Origin of the sequence: Pseudomonas sp. NPDC077451, from assembly GCF_044543345.1 — a bacterium.
Classification (GTDB): Bacteria; Pseudomonadota; Gammaproteobacteria; order Pseudomonadales; family Pseudomonadaceae; genus Stutzerimonas.
This window is the reverse complement of record NZ_JBITVX010000003.1, coordinates 255,822-269,583: the sequence shown is the minus strand read 5'-3', so window position 1 is coordinate 269,583 and position 13,762 is coordinate 255,822. Positions and strand designations below refer to the sequence as shown.

The 13,762-nt window shown below is 60.2% G+C and carries 15 protein-coding genes; 7 read left to right on the top strand and 8 right to left on the bottom strand.

Translation table 11 applies throughout. The features are described 5' to 3' along the window. Positions 1-49: 49 nt before the first annotated feature. From pqqC to ACIGHL_RS07720, 6 genes are all read left to right on the top strand, one after another. On the top strand, positions 50-802 hold the full coding sequence (gene pqqC / locus ACIGHL_RS07745) for a pyrroloquinoline-quinone synthase PqqC (protein ID WP_128121421.1): 753 nt from the start codon (positions 50-52) through the stop codon (positions 800-802). 115 nt (positions 803-917) lie between these two features. After that, complete coding sequence (gene pqqD / locus ACIGHL_RS07740; protein ID WP_128121422.1) at positions 918-1,196, top strand: pyrroloquinoline quinone biosynthesis peptide chaperone PqqD; 279 nt, start codon at positions 918-920, stop codon at positions 1,194-1,196. Next, positions 1,168-2,322, top strand: a complete 1,155-nt coding sequence (gene pqqE, locus ACIGHL_RS07735) for a pyrroloquinoline quinone biosynthesis protein PqqE (protein ID WP_128121423.1) — start codon at positions 1,168-1,170, stop codon at positions 2,320-2,322. The genes pqqD and pqqE overlap by 29 nt, the downstream gene beginning before the upstream one ends. Positions 2,323-2,362: 40 nt before the next feature. Next, positions 2,363-4,246 carry an alpha/beta hydrolase family protein gene (locus tag ACIGHL_RS07730; protein WP_128121424.1) on the top strand — a complete coding sequence of 628 codons (1,884 nt, stop codon included), beginning with the start codon at positions 2,363-2,365 and terminating at the stop codon, positions 4,244-4,246. A gap of 113 nt (positions 4,247-4,359) precedes the next feature. Then, on the top strand, positions 4,360-5,523 hold the full coding sequence (ercA, locus tag ACIGHL_RS07725; RefSeq protein WP_128121425.1) for an alcohol dehydrogenase-like regulatory protein ErcA: 1,164 nt from the start codon (positions 4,360-4,362) through the stop codon (positions 5,521-5,523). Further along, positions 5,507-7,195, top strand: coding sequence for a PAS domain-containing hybrid sensor histidine kinase/response regulator (locus ACIGHL_RS07720; protein ID WP_128121426.1), 1,689 nt, complete (start codon positions 5,507-5,509; stop codon positions 7,193-7,195). Before ercA ends, ACIGHL_RS07720 begins: the two co-directional genes overlap by 17 nt. A 63-nt stretch (positions 7,196-7,258) precedes the next feature. Here ACIGHL_RS07720 and arsJ read toward each other — a convergent pair whose 3' ends face one another. The 8 genes from arsJ to ACIGHL_RS07680 all read right to left on the bottom strand — a co-directional run bounded on the left by arsJ (position 7,259) and on the right by ACIGHL_RS07680 (position 12,478). Next, a complete protein-coding gene (arsJ, locus tag ACIGHL_RS07715; protein WP_128121427.1) occupies positions 7,259-8,491 on the bottom strand; it encodes an organoarsenical effux MFS transporter ArsJ in 1,233 nt (410 codons plus the stop codon). Between the two features lie 135 nt (positions 8,492-8,626). Further along, positions 8,627-9,634 carry an ArsJ-associated glyceraldehyde-3-phosphate dehydrogenase gene (locus ACIGHL_RS07710; RefSeq protein ID WP_128121428.1) on the bottom strand — a complete coding sequence of 336 codons (1,008 nt, stop codon included), beginning with the start codon at positions 9,632-9,634 and terminating at the stop codon, positions 8,627-8,629. Positions 9,635-9,648: 14 nt separating this feature from the next. Then, the gene (locus ACIGHL_RS07705) at positions 9,649-9,975 is read right to left on the bottom strand and encodes a YnfA family protein (protein ID WP_216706830.1); all 327 of its coding nucleotides are present in this window, start codon (positions 9,973-9,975) and stop codon (positions 9,649-9,651) included. 4 nt (positions 9,976-9,979) lie between these two features. Beyond that, positions 9,980-10,474, bottom strand: coding sequence for a phosphatase domain-containing putative toxin (locus ACIGHL_RS07700; protein WP_128121429.1), 495 nt, complete (start codon positions 10,472-10,474; stop codon positions 9,980-9,982). Positions 10,475-10,491: 17 nt separating this feature from the next. Then, entirely contained in the window at positions 10,492-11,205 is a 714-nt protein-coding gene (arsH, locus tag ACIGHL_RS07695; RefSeq protein WP_216706831.1) for an arsenical resistance protein ArsH, read from the bottom strand. Continuing rightward, positions 11,202-11,687 carry an arsenate reductase ArsC gene (locus ACIGHL_RS07690; RefSeq protein ID WP_128121430.1) on the bottom strand — a complete coding sequence of 162 codons (486 nt, stop codon included), beginning with the start codon at positions 11,685-11,687 and terminating at the stop codon, positions 11,202-11,204. Before ACIGHL_RS07690 ends, arsH begins: the two co-directional genes overlap by 4 nt. Positions 11,688-11,700: 13 nt before the next feature. Next, a complete protein-coding gene (locus tag ACIGHL_RS07685) occupies positions 11,701-12,057 on the bottom strand; it encodes a metalloregulator ArsR/SmtB family transcription factor (RefSeq protein ID WP_128121431.1) in 357 nt (118 codons plus the stop codon). A 7-nt stretch (positions 12,058-12,064) separates the two neighbouring features. Further along, the gene (locus tag ACIGHL_RS07680) at positions 12,065-12,478 is read right to left on the bottom strand and encodes an arsenate reductase ArsC (RefSeq protein ID WP_128121432.1); all 414 of its coding nucleotides are present in this window, start codon (positions 12,476-12,478) and stop codon (positions 12,065-12,067) included. 164 nt (positions 12,479-12,642) lie between these two features. Here ACIGHL_RS07680 and ACIGHL_RS07675 point away from each other — a divergent pair, with 164 nt between their 5' ends. After that, positions 12,643-13,758, top strand: a complete 1,116-nt coding sequence (locus tag ACIGHL_RS07675; protein ID WP_128121447.1) for an ArsO family NAD(P)H-dependent flavin-containing monooxygenase — start codon at positions 12,643-12,645, stop codon at positions 13,756-13,758. The last annotated feature ends 4 nt before the right edge of the window (positions 13,759-13,762 follow it).

Genomic DNA, 13,762 nt, shown 5'->3' with positions numbered 1-13,762 from the left:
CTCACTTGTGCCTGGAGGAACAGCCCGCACAACCCGTAAGGAAGTTCTTATGACCCTGCCAGCCATGACTCCGTCCGAGTTCGAAGCAGCGCTACGCGCGAAGGGCGACTACTACCATATCCATCATCCATTCCATCGTGCCATGTACGAAGGCCGATCGACCCGTGAGCAGATTCAGGGCTGGGTCGCGAACCGCTTCTACTATCAGGTCTGCATTCCGGTGAAGGATGCAGCCATCATGGCTAACTGCCCGGATCGCGATACCCGCCGCGAATGGGTCCAGCGGATCATTGATCATGATGGCAGCCCAGGCCAGGAGGGTGGTATCGAAGCCTGGCTGCGCCTAGCTGAATCCGTGGGCCTGGACCGTGAGCAGGTCTTGTCGCAGGAGTTGGTGCTGCCAGGCGTGCGCTTCGCCGTAGACGCCTATGTCAATTTCGCCCGCCGCGCCGTCTGGCAGGAGGCTGCCAGCAGCTCGCTCACCGAACTGTTCGCCCCAACCATCCATCAGTCGCGTCTGGATGCCTGGCCCCAGCACTACAGCTGGATAGATGCATCCGGTTACGACTACTTCCGCAAACGCCTGAAGGAAGCACGACGCGACGTCGAGCACGGCCTGCGGATCACGCTGGAACACTACAAGACGCGGGAAAGCCAGGAGCGCATGCTGAACATTCTTCAGTTCAAACTCGACGTTCTGTGGAGCATGCTCGATGCCATGAGCATGGCCTACGAGCTGGATCGTCCGCCATACCATACGGTGACGAACGAGCGTGTCTGGCACAAGGGCATCACGTTCTGACTGTTGACTGAGCGACCTGTGATCGAGTGGCGGCAGCCCTCGCATATGAGCTGTAGGGTGGGCTTCAGCCCACCAGCCCTTACCGATGATGTTTTCACTGGCGAGACAGAGGACCATGAGCGATATCCAACTGACCCAGATCCCGGCTTTTCGCCGCGGTTTCCGCTTCCAATGGGAACCGGCGCAGAACTGCCATGTGCTGCTGTATCCCGAAGGCATGATCAAGCTGAACGAGAGCGCATCGGCGGTCCTGGGCGAAGTGGATGGCACCCGGAGTGTGGGTGCAATTGTCGCTATCCTGCAGAGCCGCTTCCCCGATGCCGAGGGCATCGAGGAAGACATCGTTGCATTCCTGGAGGTCGCCGTTGAACGGTTCTGGATCGAGCTTCGCTAAACCAGGTTTCGAGCCAGGCCCGCCGCTGTGGCTGCTGGCGGAGCTGACCTATCGCTGCCCACTGCAATGCCCGTATTGCTCCAATCCGCTGGATTTCGCTCGCAGCCACGATGAGCTGAGCACTGCCGAGTGGATCGAGGTGTTCCGCCAGGCGCGCGAGATGGGCGCGGCGCAGCTGGGTTTCTCCGGTGGCGAACCCTTGGTCCGTCAGGATCTGGCCGAGCTGATCAAGGCGGCACGGGACTTGGGCTATTACACCAACCTGATCACCTCAGGCATCGGCCTGACCGAGGAAAAAATCGCCTCGTTCGCCGACGCTGGGCTCGACCACATTCAGATAAGTTTTCAGGCCGCTGACGAGGAAGTGAACAACCTGCTCGCCGGGTCGAAAAAGGCGTTCGCCCAGAAGCTTGCCATGGCGCGGGCGGTCAAGGCGCACGGCTATCCGATGGTGCTCAACTTTGTCACCCATCGGCACAACATCGACAATATTGACCGCATCATCCAGCTCTGCCTGGAGCTCGAAGCCGACTTCGTCGAACTCGCGACCTGTCAGTTCTATGGCTGGGCCGAGCTCAACCGCGCCGGGCTGTTACCTAGCAAGGAACAACTGGTACGTGCTGAGCGGATCACCAATGAATGGCGTGACAAGCTCGCCGCCGAGAATCACCCCTGCAAGCTGATCTTCGTCACGCCCGATTATTACGAAGAGCGTCCCAAGGGCTGCATGAACGGCTGGGGCAATCTGTTTCTCGACATCACCCCTGACGGTACGGCGCTGCCTTGCCACAGCGCACGCCAACTGCCCATCACCTTTCCCAACGTGCGTGAGCAAAGCATCGAGCAGATATGGAAGCACTCGATGGGCTTCAACAAGTTTCGCGGTTTCGACTGGATGCCCGAGCCGTGCCAATCCTGCGATGAAAAGGAAAAGGACTTTGGCGGCTGCCGCTGCCAGGCCTTCATGCTCACCGGCGATGCCGCCAATGCGGATCCGGTATGCAGCAAATCCGCCCATCATGACAAGATTCTCGCTGCACGCATCGAGGCCGAGCAGGCCCCGCGCGGGCTGGATGAGCTGACTTTCCGTAACGAAAAGGCGTCCAAGCTGATTCTCAAGGTATAGGTCCGTTTGGGGCATGCCTGACCGACCGGAACCGATCGATATGAGCAAAACCGAAACGCCGTATGGCTTCTGGGGTAGCGACTGGACCGCTGAAAAAGCCGCCTCGGCCAGCCGCGACTTCGCAGAGCTGCGTGCCGGGCATGGCGGCTTGTTCTGGATCCAGTACGATCCCGCCGATGCGCGTTGCACCCTCTGGTACTGGCGCGACGGCACGGCGCAATGCCTGACACCCGCTGAGTTTTCCCTGCGCAGTCGGGTATACGAATACGGTGGCGGTGCGCTTTGCCTCACCGATGAAGGTGTTGCTTTCGTTAACGAACGCGACCAGCAGATCTATCTGCAACCGCTTGCCGGTACGGGGGCTGGCCAGCCGATGGCGCTCACCTCGCGTCCTTGCTGCCGTTACGGCGACCTGCAATACGACCACCGTCGAGGTGCAATCGTCGCGGTGGAGGAAACCCACCATGACAAGGGCGTCGAGCATCGACTGGTGAGCGTTTCGCTTCTAGGCGAACAAGCGCTGCTTGCCGAGGGTGCTGACTTCTATGCCTCGCCAACACTAGATGCCTCTGGTGAGCGTTTGGCCTGGATTCAGTGGCATCGCCCCGAGCAGCCCTGGACGGCCACCAGCCTCTGGATGGCCGACTACCTGCCTGACGGGCGGCTCTATCAGCCGGTGTGTCTGGCTGGTGCCGAGGGTACGGAATCGCTGCAACAGCCTCGCTTCGCCGGTGACGGCACGCTGTTTTGCCTGACCGACCGCGCCGGTTGGTGGCAACCCTGGCAGAGCCACGGCTTTTCAATGGTGCCGGTGGAGCGCTTTGTCCGCCATCGCTTCGACCACGCTCCCGCGCCCTGGCAATTAGCGACCGTCAGCTACCTTCCGCTAACCGAAGGTGGCTGGTTGTCGACCCGACTGGTGGACGGGTACGGCTTGCTGTTCGAGCATGACGCTGAGGGCAACGAGCGGCAGCTCGCACCCGAGTACAGCCGTTGTCGCCAAGTGGCCGTAGATGACCACCATTACTATTGCCTTGCCGGAGCGCCGGACCGGGCGCCCGCCGTGCTGGCAATCAACCGTCTCAACGGCGAGATCACGATACTGGCCGGCGGCGAGCAGCCATTGCCGACCGAGCAGCTGTCTCGTGCACAGCCGTTCAGTTTTGCCACCGGGCAGGAGGAAGTCGCGCATGCTTTCTTCTATCCGCCTTGTAATGCGGACTACGGCGGCTTGCCCGGGGAGAAGCCACCGCTGGTTGTGTTCATGCACGGCGGGCCGACCTCGGCCAGCTATCCGGTCTTCGATCCGCGCATTCAGTACTGGACCCAACGCGGTTTTGCCGTTGCCGACATCAATTACCGAGGCAGCAGCGGATTTGGACGTGCCTACCGGCAGCGCTTGCGCGGCAACTGGGGTGTGGTGGAGGTCGAGGATGCCTGCGCGGCGGTGCAGTCGTTGGCCGTGCGCGGCCAGATCGATCCCGCGCGGACCTTCATTCGTGGCTCCAGCGCCGGCGGCTACAGCGCACTCTGCGGATTGGTCGCCGATGCCGGATTTACTGGCGGCGCCAGCCTGTACGGGGTCAGCGATCCACTGGCGTTGCGTCGGGTAACCCACAAATTCGAAGCGGACTACCTGGATTGGCTGATCGGTGATCCGGTACGCGACGCCCAGCGATACCGGGAACGCACGCCGCTAAACAACGCGGCACAGATTCGGGTTCCGATGATCTTCCTGCAAGGCGGTCAGGACGTTGTGGTGCTTCCTGAGCAGACCGAGTCAATGGTTGCAGCGCTGCGCGAGCAGGGCCTGCGGGTAGAGTATTGCCTCTATCCAGACGAGCGCCACGGCTTTCGCCAGGCAAGCAACCTGTCCGATGCGCTGCAGCGCGAATGTCGCTTCTATCAAGGCCTGCTTGGCTGATCGAAAGACCGTGCCCGCTGCATGGTCGAGACATGCGCCTTTTTGTTGATTGCTTTGGTGCGGGAAAGCAGTAGGCTTGCCCAAAGTAACAAATAATAACGAGAGGCCGCCGTATGAGCCCTAATCTGAGCTTGCACCGTAAGTTTGTGTCGCCCGAGATCGTGTTTGGTGCAGGCTGTCGGCATAGCGCCGGCAACTATGCGAAGAATTTTGGCGCGCGCAAGGTGCTGCTGGTGTCCGATCCGGGGGTGGTCGCTGCCGGATGGGTCGGCGATGTCCAGGCGAGCCTGGCACGACAGGGCATCGAGTTTCACTTGTTCACTCAGGTCTCGGCCAATCCTCGCTCCGAGGAAGTGATGCTCGGCGCCGAGGTGTATGGCAGCGAAGGTTGTAACGTCATCGTGGCGGTCGGTGGCGGGAGCCCGATGGATTGCGCCAAGGGCATCGGCATCGCGGTGGCCCACGGTCGCAACATCGTTGAGTTCGAGGGTGTCGATACGTTACGGGTGCCCAGCCCGCCGCTGATCCTGATCCCCACGACTGCCGGCACATCGGCCGATGTGTCGCAGTTCGTGATCATTTCCAACCAGACCGAACGGATGAAGTTCTCCATCGTCAGCAAGGGTGCCGTACCGGACGTCTCGCTGATCGATCCGGAAACCACCCTCAGCATGGATCCGTTCCTGTCTGCCTGTACGGGTATTGATGCGCTGGTGCATGCCATCGAGGCCTTTGTTTCGACGGGCCATGGCCCGTTGACCGATCCTCACGCCTTGGAAGCGATGCGGCTGATCAACGGCCATCTGGTGGAAATGATCGCCAATCCGGCCGATATTCAACTGCGCGAAAAGATCATGCTCGGCAGCATGCAGGCCGGCCTGGCCTTCTCCAACGCGATTCTCGGCGCAGTGCATGCGATGTCTCACAGCCTTGGCGGTTATCTGGATCTGCCGCACGGCCTGTGCAATGCGGTATTGGTCGAACATGTAGTGGCGTTCAACTACGATTCGGCGCCGGATCGCTTCAAAGTGGTGGCGGAGACCCTGGGCATAGACAGCCGCGGGCTGAGCCATCGACAGATTCGTGAACGACTCATGCAACATCTGATCAGCCTCAAGCAGGCCATTGGCTTCAGCGAAACGCTCGGCTTGCACGGGGTGAATCTCTCTGACATCCCGTTCCTCTCGCAGCATGCCATGCAAGACCCTTGCATTCTGACTAATCCCCGTTCGTCGACCCAGCGCGACGTCGAAGTGGTCTATGCCGAAGCACTCTGAACAGGACGATGCTCTTGCCGGGCTGCTCGGGTTAGGCACTCATTCGGCCCGCAAAAGCCACTACCCGGAACTGGTCGCTCGCCTCGAAGAGCTGGAAGCCGAGCGCAACCGATACAAATGGCTGTTCGAACACGCCGTACATGGCATTTTCCAGGCCAGCCTGCAGGAAGGTATTCGCGCAGCCAACCCGGCGCTGGCAAGGATGCTCGGCTACGAAAGCCCAGACGAAACGTTGTGGCGCCTGACCGACCTGTCACATCACCTGTTCATTGGTGGCGAAGACGAGCTTCGGCAGATTCGGCGTACCCTGACTACCCAGCAAGGCTTGTTCGGATATGAGACCCGTCTGCGGCGCAAGGACGGCAGTCCCATCGACGTCATGATGAACCTGCTGCTCAAGCCGGATGAAGATGGCCTGGTTGAAGGCTTCGTTGCCGACATCACCGAGCGCAAGTTGGCGCAGATGCGCTTGCTACAGCTCAACGAACAGTTGGAACACCGGGTCGCCGAGCGCACCTGCGAGCTGCGCAAGGCCCGCGACGCGGCCGAGCAAGCCAACCACAGCAAAGACAAATACCTAGCCGCTGCCAGCCATGACCTGTTGCAGCCGCTCAATGCGGCGCGCCTTTTGATCTCGACATTGCGTGAGCGCAGCTTACCGGATGCTGAAGCGAACCTGGTGGAGCGAGCACATCAGGCACTCGAGGGCGCCGAAGACTTGCTGACTGATTTGCTGGACATCTCCAAACTGGATCAACAGGCGATCAAGCCCGACATCGAGGTTTATCGCCTCGACGAAGTGCTGTTGCCACTCGTGTCCGAATTCCAGTCAGTAGCCGAAGCCGCAGGCCTCGGTTTCGATCATTACATCCCAGCGTATGCGCTACGCAGCGATTTTCGGCTGCTGACGCGTATTTTGCGTAACTTCCTCAGTAATGCCTGCCGCTACACCGACCAAGGCCGAGTGCTGCTAGGCGCGCGCAAGCGCGGCGAACACCTGCGAATCGAGGTCTGGGACACGGGGCGAGGCATCGAGTCAGATCAGATGCAGTCGATCTTCCTCGAGTTCAATCAGCTGGGTGTGCAGCGCGCCACCGAACGCGCTGGGGTCGGGCTCGGCCTGGCCATTGTCGATCGCATTGCCTCGATGCTGGCTTATCCGATTCAGGTGCGTTCGCAGTTGGGGCGAGGCTCAGTGTTCAGCATTGATGTGCCGCTGGCCGATATGCCTGAGCAGACACCTGCCGAAGCGCCAATGTTGATGCCGGTACTTGGCAATCCGTTACCGGGCCGTCGCTTGCTGGTCCTGGATAACGAGCTGAGCATCCTGCACAGCATGGCCGCGTTGCTAGGGCAGTGGGGCTGCGAGGTATTGACAGCCACCGACCAGGAAGCGGCGTTGGCGGTGCTCGGCGGATCGCCGCCGGAGGTGATTCTCGCCGACTACCACCTTGATCAGGGTGTGACGGGATGGGACGTAGTCACAGCGCTGAGGAAACACTTTGCGCAGGTGATCCCAGCGGTCATGGTGACGGCCGATCGCAGTGACCAATGTCGCCGCCAGCTGCAAGGGTTTGGTGTCCCGGTGCTGAACAAACCCGTCAAGGCCGGGAAGCTGCGATCAGTTCTGAGTCATTTGCTCAATGACCCGCGCGCAAGCTCCGACAGCTAGCGGGCGAGGCCATGGAGGCGCCCCCGCGGTGCCGGCCCCGATGTTGTGTTACCTCCGGCACGCTCAACCGCCCGCAGTACCTGCCTGAATATGACGCGGCAGGCCTACCGATATGAGTGCCGCGAGCGATACGAAGAGACTGGAAACCCAGAGGCAGGCTTCGATGCCATAAGACTGGTACATCCAGCCGGACAGCACAGTGCCGAGCAGCCGGCCCATAGCGTTGGACATGTAGTAGAACCCTACATCAAGGGATACGCCATCCTCCTTGGCGTAGGAGACGATCAGGTAACTGTGCAGGGATGAGTTCACCGCAAACAGCACGCCGAACACCATCAGCCCGCCTAGCAACACCCATTGCGCCGAGAGCGAAGTGCCCAGGCCCAACGCTATGGCTGCAGGTAGACCAGCCAGCAGCAAAGCCCACACCAGCGCAGCACGGCCATCCGGCATCTGGCCCTGCGCGCGTCCGGTGAACAATGGCGCGAAGGACTGCACGATGCCGTAGCCAATGATCCACGCTGCCAGAAAGCCCCCCACACGCCAGTGGTCCCAGCCAAAGGTGCTCGCCAGATAAACTGGCAGCGCTACCACGAACCAGACATCTCGCGCGCCAAACAGGAACAGTCGTGCTGCCGACAGAATGTTGATAGCGCGGCTTTTGGACAGCATCTCCTTGAACTTCGGTTTTGCTTTCGCCTTGCCGAGGTCCTTTTTCAACAGTATCAGGCTGGCAATCCAAATCATCGCCAGCACAGCCGCCATTGCCAACACCGCGCCACGGAACCCCAGCCACACCAGGAGCAGACCGCCGAGAAAGAAGCCGACGCCCTTGAGTGCGTTTTTCGAGCCAGTAAGCAGCGCCACCCACTTGTAGAGCGTCCCTTGCGCATCAGCAGGGACCAGCAACTTGATCGAGCTTTTGGCGCTCATCTTGTTGAGGTCCTTGGCAATGCCGGACAGCGCCTGCGCGGCCATCACCCACGGCACCACCAGCCAAGTGCTGGGAACGGTGAGCAGCAGCAACGCCACGACCTGTAACGCCAGACCAATGTTCATTGTCCGATTCAGGCCCAACCGTGCCCCCAGCCAGCCCCCGACCAGGTTAGTGATGACGCCGAAGATCTCGTAGAACAAGAACAGCATCGCGATCTGCAGCGGCGAATACCCCAACTGGTGGAAGTGCAATACCACGAGCATGCGCAAAGCGCCGTCGGTCAAGGTGAAGGCCCAATAGTTGGCAGTCACCACCAGGTATTGGCGAACTTCCGGAGACAGGCGGGAGAGGGCGTTCATCGGTCGAGTCCCGTGATAATTTGATCAGCGTGAGAAAAGTCGGCACACGAACATCTGCAGCGGATCAGCCGCCGTTTAGGCGGCCAACCCTAGCTTGCAAGCTTTGGCGGCATCCATCTGGCCATTCGTGCGGGTTCAGCCAGCAAGGCCCACCTTGCGCGCCAACTCCACAGTGCGGTTGGCGTAACCCCACTCGTTGTCGTACCAGGCGTAGAGCTTCACCTGCGTGCCGTTGACGACCATGGTCGACAGGGCATCGATGATCGAGGAGCGTGGGTCGGTGCGGTAATCGATTGAAACCAGTGGGCGCTCTTCGTAACCGAGAATGCCCTTGAGCGGACCTTCGCTGGCCGCGGCGCTCAGTAGCTGATTGACCTCATCGACAGAGGTGGCTCGCTCGACTTCGAAAACACAGTCGGTCAGTGAGGCGTTAGCCAGCGGGACCCGCACCGCATGGCCGTTGAGCTTGCCGCGTAGCTCGGGGAATATCTCCGCGATCGCCGTCGCCGAACCGGTAGTAGTCGGGATCAGGCTCATGCCCGAGGCTCGGGCGCGGCGCAGATCCTTGTGTGGCTGATCGAGGATGCTCTGGGTGTTGGTCAGGTCATGGATGGTTGTGATCGAACCATGGCGAATTCCCAGCTGCTCATGGATCACCTTGACGACCGGGGCCAGACAATTGGTGGTACAGGAGGCTGCCGTGACGATACGGTGCTGTGCCGGATCGAACAGCGCGTCATTAACACCCATGACGATATTGAGCGCCCCGGCTTCCTTGACCGGCGCGCTGACAACAACACGCTTGACTCCCTGGTCCAGATAGCCCTGAAGCACGGCCACAGTCTTCATCTTGCCACTGGCCTCGATTACCAGATCGCAGCCGGACCAGTCGGTATCTGCAATGGCTTTGTTTGCAGTGACTCGGACGCGCTTGCCATCGACGACAACGCAGTCGCCGTCACTGCTCGCTTCGTGCTGCCAGCGGCCGTGCACCGAGTCGAAGTTCAGCAGGTGAGCGTGGGTGGCTGCATCGCCGGCGGGATCGTTGATCTGGACGAACTCCAGCTCTGGCCAATCCCAGGCTGCGCGCAGTGCCAGACGTCCAATCCGGCCGAAGCCGTTGATACCAACTTTGATTGTCATGGTGATTCCCTAAGTCAGGCGCCGCGAGGCGCGAACATGATGATGGCCATGCCTAGCAGTGCGACGGCCGAACCCAGCAAATCCCAGCCGGTAGGCCTGATGCCGTCGACGATCCACAGCCAGACGATTGCAGCGCCGATGTAAACGCCGCCATAGGCGGCATACACGCGTCCTGCGGCTGTCGGGTGCAGCGATAACAACCAGGCAAACAGCATCAGTGATACCGCGGCAGGTACCAGCAGCCAGGCGCTTTTGCCTTGACGAAGCCACAGGTATGGCAGATAGCAGCCGACGATCTCGGCGAGTGCCGTGATGGCGAACAAGCCAAAGGTCTTCAGCATCAGATCAGTCGCCAAACTGTGCGAGCCAGCCGACATGAGCTGGGTGTTGAATGGCTTTGGGCCGAAGCGCCTGGACCTGATTCACGGCCGCCTCCCGGGGGATGCCCAGCTCAATGAGGATGCGCGCGGCAATCAGCCCGGTGCGTCCGGAACCGCCCTTGCAGTGGATCGCTAGCGTGGCGCCGTCGGCAAGCCGCGCAAGGATAGTGTCGCGGTGGCGCCGCCAGGCAGTATCGAAATCAGCCAGCGGGGCCTGTTCGTCGGCCACCGGCAGCTGCAACCATTCAATACCACGTTCGGCGCAGCGCGCCGGAAGATCATCCGCCTGGTTGGCTGTCAGCTCGGTGTCCGGCATCAGCGTGACAAGCACCTGCGCACCGGCTGATTCGATTGTGGTCAGCGCTTCGCTTACGCGGGTGCCCTTGGTGCCTGGGCATGGCGTGAACATTAAGCGGCCTGCGTGACCTGGGATATTGAGAAGGTCATAGGGGTGCGACATGGTTGCTTTTCCTTGTTTCAAATCGAGCGCTGATTCACACGTGCAGACAGGGCCTCGGCCGATTCCTTGCGCTCCGAGTAGCGATCGACAAGGTAGCCGCCGCGCCCACGTATCAGCAGCGTGAACTTGACCAGTTCCTCCATCACGTCTACGACCCGGTCGTAATAGGCCGACGGTTTCATTCGACCGGCGTCGTCGAACTCCAGAAACGCCTTGGGTACCGATGACTGGTTGGGGATGGTGACCATCCGCATCCAGCGGCCCAAAACGCGCATCTGATTCACCGCGTTGAAGGATTGCGAGCCACCACAGACCTGCATCAGCGCAAGCGTCTTGCCCTGCGTCGGGCGGACCGCCCCCATGCTAAGCGGCACCCAATCTATTTGCGCCTTGAAGACCGCGCTCATCGCCCCGTGACGTTCCGGCGAGCACCACACCTGGCCTTCGGACCAAACAACCAGATCGCGAAGCTCCTGGACCTTGGGGTGAGACTCCGGGACGTCGTCAGGCAGTGGCAGGCCGGAGGGGTCGAAGATCCGTGTCTCGCAACCCATTGCCTCCAACAAGCGCGCGGCCTCCTGACTCATCAGGCGGCTGAATGAGCGTTCACGGTTCGAGCCATACAGCAACAGGATGCGTGGCTTGTGTTCCAGATCGCTCGGCAGGCCGAGCTTATCCAGGCTGGGCAGGTCGAGGCGCTCGGAATCGGTATTGGGCAAATCGTCGTTCATGTGTGTTCTCGCATCAGGGTGCCGATACGCGCCAGCTCATCTTTGAAGGCGTTTGCATCGAGCTGGCCGAGGGGGAGTGCGAGGAATGCCGCAATTCGCGCTTCGATGATCGACAGCGTGTCGTCGAATTCGCGCGCCACTGCGGCTTCCGGCGCGTCGAGTTCTGACGGGTCGGCAAGACCCCAATGTGACGTTGTAGAGGCTCCAAAGAAGACGGGGCAAGCCTCACCGGCAGCTTTATCGCAAAAGGTGATAACGATGTCGGGGTGCAGTTCGACCAGGCTGTCGATCGATTTGCTGGCCAAGCCATCGCAACTGATTCCATGACGACGCAGCGCAGCAAGCGTCAGCGGGTTGACCTCTCCCCGTGGCGTGCTCCCGGCGCTGAACGCGCGCAAGCCATCCGGCGCACGGTGATTGAAAACAGCCTCCGAGAGAATGCTTCGGCAACTGTTAGCCGTGCACAGAAAGAGAATGTTCATTGATCTCTCCAGTTCAGCCACAGGCTGTCGCTCGGCCAGGCCGATCACGCATGTGTTCAAGGCGGTCAGCGTCAGGACTTAGCCATCGTTTATTGGCATTCAGAGTGACCTGCAGCATCTCGTGTACCCAGTCCGGCAGGTGCGGGTGCAAGCGGTAATACACCCATTGACCCTTGCGTCGATCCTCAAGGATCGCGCAGCTTCTCAACTGGGAGAGATGCCTCGAAATCTTGGGCTGGCTTTCCTCAAGCGCGGTGGTTAGCTCGCAGACGCATAATTCACCCTCGCGAGCGATAAGCAGCGTCATGCGCGCTCGGGTTTCATCGGAAAGACATTTGAAAACCGTGTCTGGCGTCAGATGTTCGATCATCAGTTGTTTATCGCTTGCGCTTTACGAGCACGAACATTTTGATCCGCTCGTGAATTTCGTGAAGGGTGTGCCGGTAGGCGTCGGGTTGGGGGCTGTCTGCTGGATCCTGGAAATTCCACGTGATGAATTCTCCGGCTCCTGGAAGAGCGTGGCACTCAAGTGCCGCTTTATCACAAAGCGTGATGACGAAATCGAAAGTCTGCCCTGCAAACTCATCGACTGACTTGCTTCGTAAGCCCTCAGTCGAGACCCCAAGCTGATCCAGCGCCGATTGAGCGTATGGGTCCACCGCACCAGGCTTAGTGCCGGCGCTGAATGCATCGTACTGATCGGGCGCGGTATGCCGAAGAAGGGCTTCGGCCATTTGCGAGCGTGCAGCATTGGTGACACAGACGAACAGCACGCGGGACTTGGTGGACATTGGCCTAGCCTCCATAAAAACGAAGGCCGAATATATTGTTTAGCGAATATCCTGTAAAGCGAATATATCCTTCGCAGATATTAGCTTAGGAGATTTAAAAACATACTTGCCGAAGGGATTTCATGGGTTCATATTCGGGAAATCGAATATTAGGAGTGGTTGGTATGGAGGCAGATGGCTCATCGTCGAGCAGCCCTGACGTAATCCTGATCGGAGGCGGGCAGTCAGCTTTGGCAACAGCGTACTTCCTGCGCCGCACGAACCGATCGTTCTTGATCCTGGACGACCAAGAGCGGGCTGGCGGTGCCTGGCTGCATGGCTGGTCGTCGCTAAGGCTGTTCTCGCCTGCGGCCTGGAGCTCGATTGCGGGCTGGCAGATGCCGACCCCGCAGACGGATACACCAACCCGCGACGACGTGATCGACTATTTATCGCGCTATGAACAGCGGTACCAATTTCCTATCGTGCGCCCCGTCCATGTCAGATCGGTTACCAGGATCGGTGATCAGCTCGAAGTGCGTGCTGAGGATCGAACGTGGCGCTGCCGAGCGCTGGTCAGCGCGACCGGCACGTGGCGCCAGCCTGTTGTGCCGGAATATGCGGGCCGAGAGCTGTATCAGGGGCTGCAGATACACTCTGCCCGTTATGTGAATGCTGAGCCGTTTGCGGGCAAGCGGGTAATGGTGGTCGGAGGCGGCAATTCCGGCGCGCAGATTCTCGCCGAACTATCGCTCGTAGCCGAAACGATATGGATTACCCAGCAGGAGCCCGCATTCCTGCCTGATGACGTTGATGGACGCGTTCTGTTCGAGCGCGCCACCGAACGCTGGAGAGCACAGCAAGAAGGTCGCAGCGTTGAGGATCCAACCGGCGGGTTTGGTGAGATTGTCATGGTCGAGCCGGTCAAAGACGCCCGCGCACGGGGCGTGTTAGCGGCGCAGCGACCGTTTGCTCGCTTTACGGCAAGCGGGGTCGAATGGGATGACGGGCATTACGAGCAGATCGATGCGGTAGTTTGGTGCACCGGTTTCAAACCCGCGTTAGCCCACCTCGACGGCCTGGGCGTCATCGAACCGGATGGCAGAGTTGAGGTAGACGGAACCCGATCGGTGAAGCAACCCAACCTGTGGCTAATGGGTTATGGCGACTGGACAGGGCCCGCGTCAGCCACATTGATAGGGGTGACGCGCTATGCGCGAGCCACCGTCGAGCAGATTGATCAGATGCTGGCAGAGCCGTTACCTGCTGCCGGTGCCTTAGAACCCTCTCAAATGAGATAAAGAG